This window comes from Methanoculleus sp. UBA208 (assembly GCF_002498065.1).
Classification (GTDB): Archaea; Halobacteriota; Methanomicrobia; order Methanomicrobiales; family Methanoculleaceae; genus Methanoculleus.
Genome location: NZ_DAFZ01000060.1, coordinates 1 through 17,999 on the forward strand (window position 1 = coordinate 1; position 17,999 = coordinate 17,999).

A 17,999-nucleotide genomic window follows, 5' to 3' on the forward strand; every position below is an offset into this window, starting at 1 on the left:
AGGGCGGGAGCACGAGCACCGAAGAACGACGTTCCGGTAGGAACGACTGTCCGAAGGACAGGAGTTCGAGAAACCCGAAGGGTTTCGAGGAACGGAGTTTGAGCACCGTCAGGTGCGAAGGTGCGCAGTCCCCTTGAAATCCGTGTCAGTGCATCGAAGCGCTGTCCGTAGGACGTTCGAGCACCGGAGAACGACGTTCCGGTAGGAACGACTGTCCGTAGGATGCGATGGCCCGCAGGGCCGGAGCTTGAGAAACCCGAAGGGTTTCGGACAGGAGTTCGAGAAACCCGCAGGGTTTTGAGGTGCGAACGTAGTGAGCATAGAAGACCGAAGGTCTTCGAAGCGTGAGCGAAAGTGAATGTGAGCACCGTTAGGTGCGAGGAACGGGGTTTGAACACCGGAGGTGCGAGTTGCGCAGTCCCCTACGATCCACTGCACGGGGAAAAACCCATTCACCGCCGCCCCCGCCCCCTCTTTTCATGCACTGCCGGCATGGCCTCCCGGATGGCGGCGACCGTCTCCGGTAAAAGAGTGCCTTTCTTCCCGGCGACGTCCGCCGTCCGGATGGTGGCGGCGTGTGCGGCGAGAGCGTAGCTCTCTGCAAAGAGGTCGAGCCCGCCGCGGGCGAAGTCGTGGAGCGAGAGCGGGACGGAAATACCGTCGGTAGAGGGGCTGCTCGATACCGGGCAGATGAGCAGGCCCCCGTCCTCTCCTGCGGTGACGACCACCGCCGGCCGCACCTTCCGATCGCCGGCACCCCCGATGCGTACGGGGGCTAAAATGACATCGCCGCTGGCGTAGCGTCCCATATGCATACAGGTTGACCAGATAAGCGATAAGAGAATTGATCCCGGGCCCGGGGTCCTGCTCGGGCATTTAGAGTGACAGGAGGAAGGAGGGTGTCCCCACGCCCTCCGGTGCGCCGTTACAGCGCCTTTCCTTTCGCGTTTCCGTTGCCTTTCTGCTGCGCGTCAAGGAACTCTTTCTTGTTCTTCACCTTCTCTTTCGCGTTCTCCTTCACCTTCGCGGTCCGGGCATACCCGTCGTCGTTACCGCTCTCCACCTTTTTGCCGTTGCCCGGGTTGATCACGGATACGGCACCGGTGCCGGCCACCGGGACGTTGCCGTCCTCCGTCACGGCGTTGCCGGTGACGGTCAGGTTATCGTCACCGGCGGCGAGATCGAGGTCCTGCCGCCGGTACTTCAGGATGAGCGTGCCGCCGTCTTTCATGCAGAAGTTGACCTTCTCCGGCGTTGCGTTCCCGATTGCGAACTCCGAGGGGTCCGATACCGTCACGTTCGTGCGGTCGGCGCCGGCAAACCCGAGCCATTCAGCAAAGTTGATGAAGACGGTCATGATACCGTTGCTCTTCTGGTTCAGGGTCTTTCCGACGACCTTCACCTCCGCCGGCTGCGGGTTCACGGTCACGTTCAGGGCATCGCAGGCGACGGCGCCGGTGGCGTTGTTTGCGACCTTTACGGTGACTGCGTAGGTGCCGGCGGCGAGGTAGGTGTAGGTGGCCTGTACGGTGCCGTTGCACTCGTCGTCCTGCACGATCTCAGCATCCGTCGTCCCTGTGCTCCAGTTGATGGAAGCTGAGAGGTTCATCGCATCGAAGACGTCCGTGTCGTTGCAGGTAGCGAGGATGGTAACCGGCTCCCCGGCAAGCACGGTGCGGTCGCTCCCTGCATCGACGACAAGGGCGGCCTGCACGGCAGGAACCACCACGGCGAGGGCGATCAGCAGGGAGAAGATTCGGATTGTAGTGTCTCGTTTCATGAGTGACTTACCTCCGATACCTACTGGCTCCGCTCCCCTATTTGACCGCATTGAGCTTCCCGGTTCAATCAATCACCCGGGCGGTGGTGCAGAGACCGTTTCTATACCCGGAGTAGCCGGGCGTTGATCGCGACGATCACGGTGCTTGCGCTCATCAGCACCGCCCCGGCGGCCGGGGTGAGGAGGATCCCGGCGCCGATCAGCACGCCGGCGGCGAGCGGGATGGCGACGGCGTTGTAGCCCGTCGCCCATAGGAGGTTTTGAAACATCTTCCGGTAGGTCTTCTTTGCAAGGTCGATGACCGCCGCCGCGTCCCCCGGGTCGTTCCTCACGAGGACGATATCGGCGCTCTCGACAGCAACATCGGTCCCGGCCCCGATGGCGATGCCCACGTCTGCCTGCACGAGCGCGGGGGCGTCGTTGATCCCGTCGCCCACCATCGCCACCCGGTACCGGCGCTGCACCTCGCGGATCTTCTCCGCTTTCTCATGGGGCAGGACCCCTGCGAAGAACTTGTCGAGACCAAGTTCCCCCGCCACCCATGCGGCGACGTCACGGTTGTCGCCGGTCAGCATCATGCACCGTACGCCCATCGCTTTGAGCCGGCGGACGGCTTCTCCCGACTCCGGCCGGATGATATCGGCGAGCGCGATCGCGCCGACCGGTCGGTCGTCCTCGAGCAGGAAGACGACGGTCTTCCCCTGTCGCTGGAGCGTCTCGACACGCCCGTCCCCGGCCGTTATCCCCCGCCCGGCGAGGTAACCCGGACCGACCACCCGGACGGTCCTGCCGCCGGCCTTCCCTTCGACGCCGACTCCCGGGATCGCGCGGAATTCTTCGAGCGGGAGCAGGGAAATGCCCCGCTCCTCCGCGCTCCGGACCACCCCCCGGGCGATCGGATGTTCGGAGTGTGCCTCAACCGATGCCGTCGCCCGGACCACATCCTCCTGTGCCGCGCCGCCGAAGGCGAGGACATCCGTGACCCCGAACCTCCCCTCCGTCAGGGTTCCGGTCTTGTCGAAGACGACTGCTGTGAGATCTTTCGCCCGCTCGAACGCGCTCCGGTCCCTGATCAGGAACCCGGACTTTGCGGCAAGGGCCGTCGAGACCGCGATCACGAGCGGGACGGCAAGGCCGAGCGCGTGGGGACAGGCGATGACCATCACGGTCGCGGCCCGCTCCACCGCAAACCCGGTACCCTCTCCGAGGGCGAACCATGCCGCAAACGTCACCGCACCGACCGAGAGGGCGATCGCAACCAGGAAGAACGCCGCCCGGTCTGCGAGGTCCTGTGCCCGGGACCGGCTCTCCTGCGCCTTCCGGACAAGGTCGATCACCTGGGCGAGGTAGGTCTCCGCCCCCGTCTTTTTGACCTCGACGACGATCGAGCCCTCGCCGTTGATCGCCCCGCCGATGACCCCGTCACCCGCGCGCTTCTCCACCGGTTTTGACTCACCGGTGAGCATCGCCTCGTTGACGCTCGTTGTCCCCTCGACCACCGTGCCGTCCACCGGCACCTTCTCCCCGGGCCGGACGAGGACCCGGTCGCCCGGTGCGACCCGGTCCACGGGCACGTCCTCGGTGCCGCCGTCCCGGACAAGGTGCGCCTCCGAGGGCATGACCCGGACCAGTTCCTCGAGCGCACGCGACGCCCCGAGGACCGAACGCATCTCCACCCAGTGCCCGAGGAGCATGATATCGATCAGGGTGGCAAGTTCCCAGAAGAATCCCTCTCCACCGACGAGACCGAGGACGACCGCCGAACTGTAGACGTAGGCGACGGTGATCGCGACGGCGATGAGCGTCATCATCCCGGGCATCCGTGCCCGGAGTTCGCTTACGATACCGGAAAGAAACGGCCGGCCGCCGTAGAGGTAGACCACGGTCGCAAGAGCGAGGAGGAGGTAGTCCGAGCCCGGGAACCGGATGGCGATCCCGAGGAGCGCCTGAACCGGGGGGAGAGGAGGAGGATCGGGATCGTCAGTATCGTCGAGATGATAAAGCGCCGCCGAAAGTCCTCGAGGGCGTGGTGGTGGGTGCGATGGACGGGACGTCCGGAGTTCGAGCCTCGACCGCCCCCGGGCCGGTGGGTCTCCGGCGGCTTCTGCCGGCTCGCCTTCGCTAGCTGCGTCTCGTACTGCCGTCCGGCGTCCTCGTGATCGTGGTCCGTATCAACACCTCCCTCTCCCTCGAAAACTTCTTTTCGTCGGTTCCGCCCCGCGCGTAACCCTGCCGGAGCATGTCCGCCGCCTGACGATGGCATCCGCCCCGGTGCGGGTGCATGCATCCATCAACAGCAGGAGATGCAGGTCTTCTGGGAATGTAAATATACCGGCCATGGAGGCACGAGAGACCCGCGCGTACTTTCGCGGCCCGGGACAGCCGGTCACACGCGGCTGCAGGAGCAGTTGACTCGCGTATCCCGCCGCCGGAGCGATCACAAACGTCCCGGAGGAAATGGACAAGTTTATAAATTCGGGAGGACAGCATACTGCTCGTAGTCGAGTAAATTTGCCCACAGGAGTGACAGATCGCCTTAAATTCCTCTAGAAACAGTCTGGATCCGTTTGAATCGCGTGGGAACATTTTATTTATGTAGGGTATAAAAGTCCCCTGAGAGTGAAAAAGAAGGTGGTCCCGGCCAATGCACGTACGCAAGCCCACATACGGTGGTATCTCCACGCTTTCCGCTATTCTGGATGCGTTCGATGAGGGTCTGCTCGTCATCGGCTCCGATAACCGGGTAGCCTGCGTCAACAGGTATCTCTGGCACCTTCTCGGCATTGACCGTGACGCGCTCTGCAGGATAGATGCAGCCCAGTTTGTCCGCCGGACCCTGATGCCCCGGATCTGCGAGGAGTCGTGCAGGGCGGCGGTCCTGGCGTCTCTCTCCGGCCGCTCCCGGGCTGCTGATCTCCTGTGCACGTTGCGATTGCCCGACGGCAGGGAAGAGCGGTTCCGATGCTCGTACAGGGTCGTTGACGAGGGGCCTTTCCGGGATATGCGGGTAATCCGCCTCTCTCCTGAATCCTTCGGGGTGCCGGGGATAGGACCACCCGGCACCCCGGTCTTTGGCGGCGGTCACGGGAGGGCCGTGGATACTCCCCAACAGAGGCGGATGGAAGAGATCCTGCGGGAGAGCGAGGACTGGTACCGGTTCCTCGTCGAGAACCTCAACGAGGGCATCGGGGTGATCGACAGGGAGGGCGTTGCGGTCTTTGCCAACCAGAGACTGGCCGATATCATCGGTTACCCGGTTGCCGAAATTATCGGAGAACCGGTCTCCCTCTTCGTCGACGATGTGGGTGCCGGGTGCCTGGGGGAGTACCTGCAGAACCTGGGCCGGAACATGCGCGAGGTCTTTGAGATCGATCTGATCCGTAAAGACGGTGGTCACGTACATACGCTGATGGCGACCACCCCGATCGTCGACGCCGACGGCAACAGCCGGGGATTCTTTGCCGGGATCCAGGACATCACCCCCTTAAAAAGGATGGAGGCACAGCTCCGGGAGAGCGAGGAGAAGTACCGATCGCTCGTCGAACTCTCCGCCGAGGCGACCCTGATTCACCGCGACGGGGAGATCATATTCATCAACCCGGCCGGCATGAGGCTGCTCGGCGCTTCACGCCCGGAAGAGGTCCTCGGGAAGGCCATCCTCGATATCGTTCATCCCGACGCCCGGGGTACCGTCAAGGCCTTCACCGTGCGGGACCTGCAGGGAGAGCATACGCCGCTCGTCGAACTGCTGGTTGTCAGGCTTGACGGGACGACGGCCCCCATCGAGGGGAGGGGCACACGGACATTCTTTGAGGGGCGGCCCGCGGTCCAGGTCGTTATGCGGGACGTTACCCACCGGAAGCAGGCGGAGGAGCAGCTGCAGGCACGGAACCGCCACCTCCTGCTGCTTAATCGGATCATCGGCACATCCGCATCGGCCCGGACACCGGACGAACTGCTTGAGGCGGCGCTCGACCAGACGCTCAAACTTCTTGATTACGACGGCGGCGCCGTTTATCGGTTCGATGCCGGGCGGGGCGAGGTCACTCTCCGGTACCGGCGGAACATGCCGGATGTGTGCCTGGAGCAGGCAGAGAAGATCCTGGGAGCGTCGTTCGCCGACACCCTCGCCACCGGCCTCTCCTGCTACCTTGAGCAGGACCGGGGCCCGAGCACCTCCGGGTCGCGTCTCCTCCGGGAGCTCGGGCTTGCCGCACTCGCCTGTATCCCGCTCGTCGTCGAGTCCGATGTGGTCGGGGTGTTCATCATCGGAAGCAAGGACCGGGGATCGTTCTCCCACGATGAGCGCGCGCTCCTCGAAGCGGTCGGCCGCGAGATCGGGGCCGGGATCATGCGGGGGATGCTCTACCGGAGGCTTGAGGTGGCAAACCGGGAGGCGAACCTCTACCTCGATATCCTCACGCACGATATCCGTAACGCAGACAACGTCGCAAACATCTACGCCGATATCCTCATCGACGAGCTCGAGGGAGAGCCGGCCCGGCATGCCCGGAAACTGAAGGCCGGGATCAAAAAGAGCATTGAGATCACCGCAAACGTCGCCACCATCAGGAAGATTCACGAGAGCCGGGCCGGACTTACGCCCCTTGACCTCGATGACGTGATCCGGGAGGAGATCGGTCACTTCCCCGACCTCCGTATTCGCTACGACGGGCTGCCCGTGGAGGTCCTCGCAGACGACCTCCTTCCCGAGGTCTTCACGAACCTGATCGGCAACGCCGCGAAGCACGGCGGGCCGGGTGTCGAGGTCACGGTGGCGGTCGAAGATCTGGATGAAAGGACCGTCATCGTCACCGTTGCCGACACCGGGCCCGGTATCCCGGAGGACGCAAAGGAGGCGATCTTCTTCCGGTTCGAGCGGGAGGGCGGCAGGCGGGGGAGCCAGGGTCTCGGGCTCTCGATCTGCCGGATGCTTACTGCACGCTACGGCGGGAGGATCTGGGCCGAGGACCGGGTCAGGGGGGACCCGGAGAAGGGCACGGCGTTCCGGTTCACCCTCAGGAAGGCCGGACGCGGAGGGAGCGCGTAAGCTGTCCGGTGAACCCCGGAACCGGTGTTCCCTATTCTGAATCCGGGCCGCCGGATCGCTCCAGGCGTGTATCTGGCGCAAACGATCGGGTTTATTCCCCCTCTCGCAGAGATCAATAGCCATGTACAGGATTGTTCCTCTTCTCTTCGCCTGCATACTCCTCTCTGCCGGTTGCCTCACCGCAAACGAGCCTCAGGCGGAGGCAGGCGTCGTACCGGTCACCCCGGCGGACCCGGTCCCCATCTTCGACGGCCGGGCGACATACGCCGGGCTCATCGGGGATGAAACCCCGCAGATTCCGACGAATTACAGCATGGGATACGTCGTCATTGCACCGGGCAACGCGACGCCCCCGCACCGCCTGATCAGGACGACCGAGCTCGTCTACGTGATCGCCGGTGCGGCGGAGATCCGCTGCGACAACGAGACGGTGACCACCCGCGAGGGGGAGACCGTCCTCCTGCCGGAAGGGGTGCTGCAGTCGATAGCCTCGGTCGGGGATACCGATCTCTGCTACCTCACCGTGGTCCAGCCGCCCTTCACCGCGGCAATCGAGATCTCGGGGGACGACCTTGCCGCGCTCAACGTGACGACGGATGACGTGCCGATCGTCGTCGCCGATCCCCGGGACGGGATCGAGTGGGACCTCGAGTCGGGCGTGGCGGTCTACACCCTTATAAACCCCGTGCTGATGAACAAGACGGAGATCCCGATCGGCTACAGTCTTGCGTACGCCGAACTCCTCCCGGGCGGGCATCTCGGGTATGATGGAATCCGCGGCTCGTCCGATCTCTTCTACGTGATCGAGGGGGAGATCGAGGTCGCCGTGCCCGACGGAGAAGCTGTCCGGGTTCCGGCCGGGACTGCCGCCTACGTACGGCCCGACCTGGTGAAAGCGACCCGGAACGTTGCAGAATCCACGACGAAGATCCTTTCGTTCATCGACCCGGCATGGACGCCGGAGAAGACCGTTCTCTTTGAGTGAAGGCTCTCTTCTCATCTTTTACCAGGCTGCTCAACTACCGGCATCCGGCCGGCCTATCCTGAGGGCGTTTGCGATGACCGCGAGCGAGAGCCCCATATCCCCGAAAGCCACCGCCATCCAGAGGGTGACCAGCCCGACGACGGCGAGCCCGGCGATGCCAAGTTTCACCACGAGCGCCGTTGTGACGTTCTGCCGGATGACCCAGACCGTCTTCTCCGAGAGGGCGACAAGGTAGGCGATCCGGGAGATGTCGTCCTCCATCACGACGATATCGGCCGCCTCGATCGCGACGTCCGACCCGATGGCCCCCATCGCGACCCCGACGTTCGCCCGTGCGAGCGCCGGCGCGTCGTTCACGCCGTCGCCGACCATCACCACGAGCCCGTAGCGATCCATCAGCTGCTCGACCATCGTCACCTTATCCTCCGGGAGGAGCCCGGCATGGCACTCGTCGATCCCGATGCGGCGGGCCACCGCCTCGCCGACGCGCTCGTTGTCCCCGGTGAGCATCACCGTCCTGATGCCCCGTGCCCGGAGAGCGGCAACCGTCTTTCGGGCATCCTTCTTGATGACATCCGAGAGGGCGAGAAGCCCGATGACCTCTGATGCGGTACCGGCGAGAACGACCGTCTTTCCCTCTCCCTCCAGGCGATCGTATGCCGCCCGCCACGCCCGGCTCTCTGTGCCGGCAAAGAGCGCGGTGTTTCCGAGGAGGTAGGCCGTACCGCCGATCCGTCCCTGAACGCCTCTGCCGGCGATCGAGACGAACTCCTCCACGTCCTGGAGGACGGCTCCCTCCTCCTCCGCCCGCCGCCGGACCGCCTCCGCGATCGGGTGACCGGAGCGCGACTCAAGCGACGCGGCGACGTCAAGCACCTCAGCCGCCGGCACCCCGAATCCGACCACGTCGTCCACCTCGAGCCTTCCGGTCGTGAGCGTCCCGGTCTTGTCGAAGACGACGACCCTGGCAAGCCCCACGGCCTCCAGGGAGTCCCGGCCCTTGATGAGCACGCCGTTATGCGCCGCGGTCGTGATCCCCGAGACCATCGAGACCGGGGTGGAGATGGCGAGCGCACAGGGGCAGGCGATGACGAGCAAGATCAGCGCCCGGTAGAACGCTTCGAGAAACGGGACGCCGAAGGCGAGCGGCGGGACCACGACGAGGAGGGCGGCGAGGAGGATGACCGCCGGCGTGTAGTAGCGGGAGAACCGCTCGATGAACGCTTCGGTGGGGGAGGTGTGGGCCTGGGCCTCCGCGACCAGGGCTACCACCCGGGCTATCGTGCTCTCTTTTTCCGGTTTCGTCACCCGGACTTCGAGATAACCCTCCACGTTCCGGGTCCCGGCATATACCGCGTCCGCGATGCCTTTTGCCACCGGGACGCTCTCGCCGGTGATCGCCGCCTGGTCGATTGAAGACGCGCCGGCAACGACGATGCCGTCGACCGGGACGGTGTCGCCCGGTCTCGCGATCACGATCTCCCCGACGCCGACGTCGTCGACCGGGACGGTCACCTCCCCATCGTCCCGCCGGACCCGGGCCGTTTGCGGCGCGATATCGAGGAGCGAGGCTATGGAGCGCTCCGCCCTCCCTGCCGCGTACTCCTCCAGGAACTCGGCGATGGCGTAGAGGTAGAGCACGGTCGCGCCTTCTGCAGGGTTTCCTGTCAGGAATGCGCCCGCTGCCGCGACGGATATGAGCACCGCAATGCTGAACCGGAGCCGGATGAGGGCGAGGAGCCCGGCTTTCAGGACTTCGTAACCGGATATGATGGCGGCGGCGAGCAGGAGAGCCGTGCCGGCGAGGGGGTATGGGGTGACGTAGCCGGCAAGTATCCCGAAAAATAGGAGGATGCCCGAGACCACGAAGATCGCGACCTCCCGGCGGCCGACGACCGGCCTGTGAATCTCGCAGATCCCGGCCCGGCAGCGGGGGCAGGACGGACACTCCTCGTGCTCCGTCACGGTCCGCCTCCGTCCGGAGTCGTTCGGGCGCAGGTCTCCAACATGGGTATTCGATCTTGGTGGCGTTCTTCTTAAAGGGTGGTCCGGGCACACCCCGGACTCGATCGATCCGGACACAAAGTCACCCTTTCACCGAGCAGAAACATTATGAAGGGATCACCCCAAATGATCGGAAAGACTACCTCCTCCACAGCATGCCCGGAGTGCCGGCCAGCCGGCATATCCGGTCTCCCCTACTTCCACTCTTCGGAGGACTGAGACGATGCCTCCACCGGACTTCACCACGATCCCGCCGGACAATCCCGACCGACCCTTCGACGAGATGATTCCCTGCAGCGTCTGGATCTGCCGGTCCGACGGCGTGGCGCCCTATCTCCCGACCCCGTACTTTGACCTGCCCCGGACGACGCTCGAAGAGTGGCGGGATTCCGTGTGGGCGCGCTTCCTCCACCCGGAGGACGCTGACGCAGTGATCGCCGAATGGGAGCGCTGTGTTGCAGCCGGCACGCCGTGGAGATGCAGCTACCGCTTCCGGCGCGTCGACGGAGGGTATCGCACCATCGCGAGCAGGGGCATCCCGGTCAGGGATGCTACGGGCCGGGTCGTCCTCTGGGCGGGGGTAAGCCTCGACGTCACCGGCCGGGACGAACCCGGCGGGCAGTTGAGGGAACTCGCGACCCTCTCCGAAATCGCCCGGGTGATCGAGGAAGACGCTGCCGACCCCGCAAGGGTCTTCCGGGAGACGGGCCGCCTCCTGCCCCGTGGGTTCAGCCACCCCGGAGAGGTATCGGCGCGGGTCGTGTCCGGGACCGCTGCTCCGGGGCCCGGAAGGATCGTCGCCGCGATCCCGGCCGGACATCTCGTGGTAGAACACCGGGAGAAACCGCAGGGGACAGAAGATCCCTTCCTGCCGCAGGAACGCGGCCTCGTCCGCGCCGTCGCCGCGATGCTCGGGGCGGCCATCGCGCCGGCACACACGGAGACCGCAGCCCCAGGGCAGGAGTACCGGCTCCTCTTCGACCAGATGCCGGACGCCGGGCTCCTCTTTGAGATACTACGCGACGGCTCCGAAAACCCTGTCGGCTTCCGGGTTGTCCGGATCAACCGCAAGGCCGCTGAAACCCTCGGGCGCCCGCACCAGGAGGTCGCCGGGGAAGACCTCGTCACCGCCGTTCCGTCGATCACCCCTGCCGTGCTCGACCTCCTCTACCGGGTTGCGAGAACCGGGACGCCGGTGCATCGCGACGTCTCCAGCCCGGCGACCGGCGCCTGCTACGAACTGAAGGCGTACCGTCCACAGTACGACCTGCTCGCCGTCATCGCAGAGGACGTTACGGATCGGCGGAGAGCGGATGAGATACTCCAGAAGCAGCAGGTCGCACTGGATAACCGGGTGAGGGAACTTGCGACGCTCTATGCCGTAAGCGGCGTCGTCGAACGGCCCGGGATATCGGTCGAGGAGGTCCTGCAGGAGGTTGCCGGCCTCCTCCCCGCCGGCTGGCTCCACCCGGAAGATGCTGCCGCCCGGATCACGGTCGACGGCCGGGAATACCGTTCGCCAGGGTTCTTCGAGACCCCTTTGAGGCAGGAGAGCCCTGTCGTCGTCCACGGCCGCATCACCGGGAAAGTGGAGGTCTGCTACCGTCACGGGCTGCCCGGTGATGGCGATGCGCCGCTCATAACCGATGAGCGGCGCCTGATCGACGCCGTCGCCGGGAGGCTCGGCCGGATCATCGAGCGGATCCGGGCGAGCGAGGCCCTGGGGAGGAGCGAGGAAAAGTACCGCCTTCTCTTCGAACAGATGCTCGAGAGTTACACCCTCTACGAGGTCGTCCGGGACGGCGAGGGGAACCCCGTCGACTACCTTATCGTCGAGCTGAACGAGAAAGCGGCCGATGTCTTCGGCCGCAGCCGGGAGGAACTGGTCGGGCAGCGGCTCTTCGACATCTTTCCGGCGATTGCGAAGGGAGCCCGCGTCCTCTACGGAGAGGTCGCAGAGACCGGTGTTCCGGTGCAGCGGCGGCTGCAGGAACCCAGGACCGGGCGGTGGTACGACCTGCAGATCTACCGGCCGCAGCCCGGGCGACTGGCTATCACGGGGCAGGATATCACCGAGCAGAAGAGAGCGGAACTCGCCCTCCGGGAGAGCGAGGAGAGGTTCCGGGGTATCTTCGAGCAGGCAGGAACCGGGATCGCGCTCATCGACCCGGAAGGGAGGATCATGGGGGCGAATCCGGTGTTCGTGCGTATGTTCGGCTACGGCGAGGATGAACTCTGCGGCATGCAATCCCGGGACCTGATCTACCCGCCCGATCGGGAGGAAGCAGGAGCTCTCCACCAGAATACGGTCCGGGAGGAGAGCACCCGCCGGGAGAAGCGCTACGTGACGAAGGACGGCAGGATCATCTGGGGACGGCTGACCACGTCCCTGCTCCGCGACTCCGGGGAGAGAGGGCTCGTCATCGCGATGGTGGAGGATATTACCGACTGGCGGAAGCTGCAGAACGCTCTCGCGGAGAGCGAGGAGCGGTTCCGGGAGATCGCCCAGCGGAGCTTCGATATGATCTACACCTGCTACTACGACCGGGGGATCACCTACATCTCTCCGGCCGTCGAGAGGATCCTCGGGTATGCCCCGGAAGAGATGATCGGCGAACGGTGCAGTGACTACGTCCTCGATCGGACCCGTCCTGAATGGCAGGAGGCCAGGGCCCGGATTGCCGGGGGAGAGCCAGTCGAGGGACTGGTGGTGGAACTCCGCCGGAAGGACGGGACGGCCGCCGCCGTCGAGATGAACGAATCGGCGATCACGGAGGGCGGTCGCGTGGTGGGCGTCCAGATCGTCGGCCGGGACGTCTCGGACCGGAAGCATTACGAAGATATGCGGCTGCAGGCGTTCTACCAGATCGAGCAGAATATCGAGCAATTTGCCATCCTTGCAGACCACATCCGCCTGCCCCTGCAGGTGATCCTCGGCATGGCCGACCTCACCGACGACGAGGCGACCGCGGAGAAGATCCGGGAGCAGGTGGAGCGGATCAACGTGATCGTCAAACAGCTTGACGAGGGCTGGGTCGAATCCCGTGATATCCGGGAGTTCCTGCGGAGGAACGAGCTGGTGTAGCGCACCTTCCAGGTATGATTCCTGCCCGTATCGAACCGCTTTTCCTTAACACCCATCTGTCTCCCTTGTTTCTGTAGATTATGCATGATACTGGGTTCTTTTTGTACGGTAAATTTATTATATATGGAATATAATGTTCACCGAATAAAAGTCGAGCCGGTGAACCGGACCGCGGCCAGAAGAGATCCAGACCCGAGCCATGCAGAACAACTCCATGCAGACAGAACCGTTGACCCGGCGTGCAGCCCGAAGCAGTGTGGAGGACCGGCAGGGCCGCACGGAACAGGAAACTGCAGAACCGGGCATCCTGAGATTGACGATCGGCTTTTCAGTCCTCCTCGCCGCGCTCGCAGCCACCGGTCTGTACAACTACCTACTCTTCCACACGATCGCCGAACTCGTCGCCGTCGCGATAGCAACAGCGGTCTTCATCGTGGCGTGGAACGCCCGGACGATGCGGGAGAACGGCTACCTGCTGGCTGCCGGCACCGGGCTTCTCTTTGTGGCCGGCATCGAGCTGGTTCACACTCTCGCGTATGACGGCATGGGGATCTTCGTCGGCTACGGCGCAAACCTCCCGACGCAGCTCTGGATCGCCTCCCGCTACCTTCTTGCCGGGACCCTGCTTGCCGCGCCGCTCGTTCTCCGGAGAAACCCGGGTCCCCGATGGGTTGTTACCGCATTCGCGGGAACTTCTGCGCTCCTCCTCCTCTCGATCTTCGCCGTCCCGGTCTTCCCCGACTGCTACGTCGAGGGTTCGGGGCTAACGCCGTTCAAGGTCTGGAGCGAGTACGTCATAGCGGCCCTGCTCGCCCTCGGGGGTGCCGCCGTCTACCGGCTGCGGGATGTCTTCTCGCCCAGGGTGGCGAGCCATCTGGCCGCGGCCATCCTCGTGATGATCGCCTCGGAACTCGCCTTCACGCTTTATAGCAGTGTTTACGGGCTCTCGAACATGGTCGGCCACCTCCTCATGGTGCTTTCGTTCGGGCTCATCTACATCGCGTTCGTCGAGACCGGGATCCGGCAGCCTTACGCGGTGCTCTTCACCGGTCTCGCGGCAAGCGAGGAGCGGCTCCGGCGGGAGAAGGACCGGCTCGGGCAGTACCTGGATATCGCCGGCGCCCTCTTCGTCGTCCTCGATCCGGACGGACGGGTCGCCCTCATCAACCGCCGTGCGTCCGAGGTCCTGGGCTGCCCGGCGGATGCGGCCGTGGGCGAGCCCTGGGTCGAGCGGTTCGTCCCCCCGGCGGATCGGGAGCGCTGCCGTGCGTTCTTTCTCGGGCTGATGCAGGGCGAGATCGAGGCGAACGAGCACGTGAGAGCACCGGTTCTTGCCGCCAGCGGCGGCGAGCGGATCATCGCGTGGCACAACACCGTGCTCCGGGACAAAAACGGAGCAATCTGCGGAGTGCTCAGTTCCGGAGAGGATATCACCGAACAGCAGCACGCCGAAGCGGCGCTTGGCCGGGCGAATGCGAAATTAAACCTTCTTGCGGGGATCACCCGCCACGACATCCTCAACCAGGTCACCGTCGCACGCGCCTACATCGACTTCGCCGGGGAAGACAACGGGAATCCCGGGGTCCAGGCCTGGCTGAAGCGTGCCCGGGGTGCCATAGAAGAGATCGAAAGGCAGATCGAGTTCAGCCGGGACTACCAGGACATGGGGGTGAACGAACCCGCCTGGCAGAGGCCGGAGGAACTCATCGAGGAGTGCGTCTCCGATCTTGGCCTCCCGGAAGGGGTCAGGGTCCGGGCGGATCTCGCGGGTCTTGAGATCTACGCGGACCCGATGGTGAAGAAGGTCTTCTTCAACCTCATCGACAACGCCGCCCGCCACGGCGGGGAGGTTACGGAGATCCGGTTCTCCTACGAGAGAACCGGGCAGGATCTCCTGATCCTCTGCGAGGACGACGGCACCGGCATCCCGGACGGCGAGAAGAAGGCGATCTTCCGGGAGACCTTCAGGCGGCGGCACGGCCACGGGCTGTTCCTGGTCTCGGGGATTCTCGGGATCACCGGGATGACGATCCGGGAGACGGGAGTTGCCGGGGAGGGGGCCCGGTTCGAGATCACCGTGCCGAACGGGGGGTGGCGGTTCGAGGGCGAGAGAGAATAGGTGTCCCCGATCTTCCCTTCGGCCGCGTAATCCTCATATACCCCGGCGGCCCAGTCTCTTCCACGGAAAACGGCAGCAGCGGTATCCGCGGCCGCAGGCGGTGGTGCAGGATGGAAGGGAGCAAAAGACCGGGCGAAACGGCGGAAGACCTGGAATGGGGGAGAGGTCCGTTCTTGGCGCTTGTCGTCCTCGTCATCCTGTGCGTCATCGCTCTCGGGTTCCTCCACTGGATCAACCTGATCGACGAGACGCACCTTGCCGCGTCTCCCCGGGGAGGAGCCGTGGACGCCGCTTCCGTGACGCACCTCACCGAAGCCGACTTCCGGGACCATCCGGCGCTCGGCGCGCTGATTCTCGATAAGAAACGTGTCCTGGTCTCGAAAGGCCCTCTGTTTGATGCATTCCTCTGGCTCGATCCCCGTTCAGCGTACAGTCCGATCGGAAAAGAGCACGAGAAGTGCAGTTCGCTCCGCATATCCACGGCGGATATGCGGCAGATCCTCGCGAAGTATGCCCTCTGTGAATGGAACGGGACCGTCTACGGCGTGGCGCAGAGTGCGTGACGGCGGGGGCCTGCCGGAACCCGGGGGGTGACCGACGGCACAGAAAGGATATATCGCGCCCTCCCCCTTCTTCTCTCATGTATTGTTCAGCCGGAGGTGCGATGAGAACCGTCTGTCTCGTGGGCATCCTCCTCGCCTGCCTGCTCCCGGCGGCAGCGGCCGGGGAGGACGATGCCGGGCGGTACATCGTCCACTGGTACAACGGCGACGGTGCGGAGGTCTACTTCGACGGCGAGTACGTGGGGACAATCATCGATACCGAACTTCTCGTGGCGGTGGACCCGGCGGCCCCGCCCGTACGGGAGTATACCATCCGTGATGGAGAGCGCCTGATGTATACCGGCTTCATCGAGAGCGCCCCCGCCGCCGGGGAGACGATCGACCTCTTCCCGAAATATGGTCTGGTCGAACAGCCCGCCCCGGGGGCGGAGGTGAACGAGACCGGCTGGTACCTGATCTATTGTGCCGATGGCGAGGAGGTCTACATCGACGGTACGTTCGTGGGCGTAGTCGAGGATGGCACCCTCCGGGTCGCGGTGAACACCACGCTCCCGCCTCCGGAAGAGTTCGTCTTCAGGAATAAGGATAGAGGGACGATGTCGCGGCACCACCTCCCGCCGCTGCCGCCGCCGGGAGGGACGGTTCACGTCTACACCCAGGTGCAGCCGGCACCCTATGCCTCCTCCCTCCCGGCGGAGACGTCGCCCACCCCTCTCCCGGGATTCGGAGCGGCGGGAGCGGCCACCGGGCTGCTGGTTGCCGCGAGACACTTCAGGAAGCAGTGAATTCCCTTCAGTGCTCTTTTTTGAGCAGCATCCAGTGATACCCCCAGACGATAAGCCCCACCACGACCTGCGCCACGCTCCCGGGGAGTTCGGGGTAGTACTGCGGCACCGGGTAGGGCTGGGGGGCCGGGTAGACGAAGACCTCGATTGCGACGGCGATGAGGTTCACGCTGCCTGCGATCAGAACGATCAGCGCGATGAACGAGACGGCGTAAAGGTAGACCTTCCACGCGGTGAGGCCCTCCGGTACCATATCTACCTCCTCCGCCTCGCAAGCACCGCAACCCCGGCGCCGAGGAGCGCGGCGGCGGCGATCACACTCTCAAACCCGGGTGCCTGCGTCGGCACCGGCGCACCGCTGCTCTGCACCCTGAACTGCCCGACCTGCGCAGAGGACGGCATCCCCGGGGTCGCGGTCGGGACCGGGAGGGCGATCGGCGACGCGCTCTTCGTGGCGTCGAGCACCGCACCGTCGGCGAGGATCACCTGCGGCGGCGGGGCCAGAGTGATCCGGCCGGTGCTGGTCACAAAGGCCGCGCCGTCCTCGACGAGCCGGATGCGGATCTCGTAATCGTAGCCGTTCGGCACCGTGACGCTCACCTTCTTCTCGACGCCCGAATCCCCGGGAATCGTCCCGAGCGGCCGGGACTCGCGGATTGCCGTGATCCCTGTCTGGAGGTTGACGACGCGGATCTCCATCATGAGGTTCCCTGAAGAACTGCCGCTGTTCACGATCCCGGTGACGATATCGAGCGTGATCGGGTCGGCGTCGATCTCGGGCGTCATGACGTCGATCGCGGAGACGGAGAGGAGCGAGTAGGCCAGCCGCTGTCCGGCCGTCGTTCTGTCCGGGAGGAAGACGTTCACCGAACCCGATTCCCGCATACGCCCGTCCTGCCATACCGTCACCCAGATGTCGTAGCGCCTGCTGTTCTCGAGCGCGAGCGTAACCTCCTCTTTTGCGGTCTTTCCGGACTCCAGGGTGCCTATCGGGAGAACCGTCTCCTCGACGACGATATCCGTCCCGGCCTCTTTTGCGCTGACCTGCAGGTCGACGCCGTCCACATCCGCATAGACCGCATCGAGGTACGGGACAACCGTGACCCGGGTGACGTTCGACGGCGGCTGGCTGTCCGGGATGCTGATGTCGACGTTCCTGATCGTCACGTAGCCCGCCTGGGGCTGGGATGATGCGCACCCGGCCGCGAGCACCAGGAAGAGGAGCACGATGATCGCTGCCGCACCGAATAGCCTTCTCATACCAATCAGGAGAACCTTCAGGCCGTCGGGAGAAAAGGTTTCCGTATTGCGGCTCTTCTTATCGGACAACAGGGCGGAAAGGCGGCCTAGGGGCTGTGGATAACGATATTTTGCCCGAAACACTCCGAATTGAATGCCCGTCACCCGAAAACCTTCGAGGCCGTCCGGCTGCCGGAATCCTGCCTGCATAGGTTCGATTTTTTTCGTAGTTTACCATCGCCTTATCTTCCATTCCCGCCTATACTCTGGCGTCGAGCGCCGAATCGAGGAGCGAGCACGGTCCCCGGACTCGTGCCGCGCAAGGGCGGTACGTGGTCCGTTGCCGGATTCGCGACGGATCTCCGGGCTCCGTCGAAAAGAAGGGCGAA

Annotated in this window: 12 protein-coding genes; 6 read left to right on the forward strand and 6 right to left on the reverse strand. The window is 64.6% G+C overall.

Annotation, left to right across the window (positions count from 1 at the left end; all coding sequences use genetic code 11):
• Nucleotides 1-452: 452 nt before the first annotated feature.
• The 3 genes from BRA62_RS06685 to BRA62_RS06695 all read right to left on the reverse strand — a co-directional run bounded on the left by BRA62_RS06685 (nucleotide 453) and on the right by BRA62_RS06695 (nucleotide 3,663).
• Entirely contained in the window at nucleotides 453-809 is a 357-nt protein-coding gene (locus BRA62_RS06685) for a type II toxin-antitoxin system PemK/MazF family toxin (RefSeq protein ID WP_292365796.1), read from the reverse strand.
• 116 nt (nucleotides 810-925) lie between these two features.
• Complete coding sequence (locus tag BRA62_RS06690) at nucleotides 926-1,780, reverse strand: PKD domain-containing protein (RefSeq protein WP_292365797.1); 855 nt, start codon at nucleotides 1,778-1,780, stop codon at nucleotides 926-928.
• Nucleotides 1,781-1,881: 101 nt separating this feature from the next.
• A complete protein-coding gene (locus BRA62_RS06695) occupies nucleotides 1,882-3,663 on the reverse strand; it encodes a copper-translocating P-type ATPase (RefSeq protein WP_292365798.1) in 1,782 nt (593 codons plus the stop codon).
• A gap of 761 nt (nucleotides 3,664-4,424) precedes the next feature.
• On the opposite strand from BRA62_RS06695, the gene BRA62_RS06700 reads away from it, so the two are divergent.
• Both BRA62_RS06700 and BRA62_RS06705 read left to right on the forward strand, forming a co-directional pair.
• Complete coding sequence (locus tag BRA62_RS06700; protein ID WP_292365799.1) at nucleotides 4,425-6,830, forward strand: PAS domain S-box protein; 2,406 nt, start codon at nucleotides 4,425-4,427, stop codon at nucleotides 6,828-6,830.
• Between the two features lie 121 nt (nucleotides 6,831-6,951).
• Nucleotides 6,952-7,815, forward strand: coding sequence for a cupin domain-containing protein (locus BRA62_RS06705; protein WP_292365800.1), 864 nt, complete (start codon nucleotides 6,952-6,954; stop codon nucleotides 7,813-7,815).
• 30 nt (nucleotides 7,816-7,845) lie between these two features.
• Here the strand turns inward: BRA62_RS06705 and BRA62_RS06710 are convergent, their stop codons facing one another.
• Complete coding sequence (locus tag BRA62_RS06710) at nucleotides 7,846-9,780, reverse strand: heavy metal translocating P-type ATPase (protein WP_292365801.1); 1,935 nt, start codon at nucleotides 9,778-9,780, stop codon at nucleotides 7,846-7,848.
• A gap of 262 nt (nucleotides 9,781-10,042) precedes the next feature.
• Between BRA62_RS06710 and BRA62_RS06715 the strand changes: the two genes are divergently transcribed.
• From BRA62_RS06715 to BRA62_RS06730, 4 genes are all read left to right on the forward strand, one after another.
• Nucleotides 10,043-12,904, forward strand: a complete 2,862-nt coding sequence (locus tag BRA62_RS06715) for a PAS domain S-box protein (protein WP_292365802.1) — start codon at nucleotides 10,043-10,045, stop codon at nucleotides 12,902-12,904.
• Nucleotides 12,905-13,160: 256 nt separating this feature from the next.
• On the forward strand, nucleotides 13,161-15,023 hold the full coding sequence (locus tag BRA62_RS06720; protein WP_292365803.1) for an MASE3 domain-containing protein: 1,863 nt from the start codon (nucleotides 13,161-13,163) through the stop codon (nucleotides 15,021-15,023).
• A 173-nt stretch (nucleotides 15,024-15,196) separates the two neighbouring features.
• Nucleotides 15,197-15,586, forward strand: coding sequence for a hypothetical protein (locus BRA62_RS06725; RefSeq protein ID WP_292365804.1), 390 nt, complete (start codon nucleotides 15,197-15,199; stop codon nucleotides 15,584-15,586).
• Nucleotides 15,587-15,687: 101 nt separating this feature from the next.
• Nucleotides 15,688-16,371 (forward strand): hypothetical protein, encoded by a 684-nt coding sequence (locus tag BRA62_RS06730; RefSeq protein ID WP_292365805.1) that lies wholly within the window; start codon nucleotides 15,688-15,690, stop codon nucleotides 16,369-16,371.
• Nucleotides 16,372-16,378: 7 nt separating this feature from the next.
• Here the strand turns inward: BRA62_RS06730 and BRA62_RS06735 are convergent, their stop codons facing one another.
• Both BRA62_RS06735 and BRA62_RS06740 read right to left on the reverse strand, forming a co-directional pair.
• On the reverse strand, nucleotides 16,379-16,624 hold the full coding sequence (locus BRA62_RS06735; protein WP_292365806.1) for a DUF5671 domain-containing protein: 246 nt from the start codon (nucleotides 16,622-16,624) through the stop codon (nucleotides 16,379-16,381).
• 2 nt (nucleotides 16,625-16,626) lie between these two features.
• Complete coding sequence (locus BRA62_RS06740; RefSeq protein ID WP_292365807.1) at nucleotides 16,627-17,631, reverse strand: DUF7490 domain-containing protein; 1,005 nt, start codon at nucleotides 17,629-17,631, stop codon at nucleotides 16,627-16,629.
• Nucleotides 17,632-17,999 lie beyond the last annotated feature (368 nt).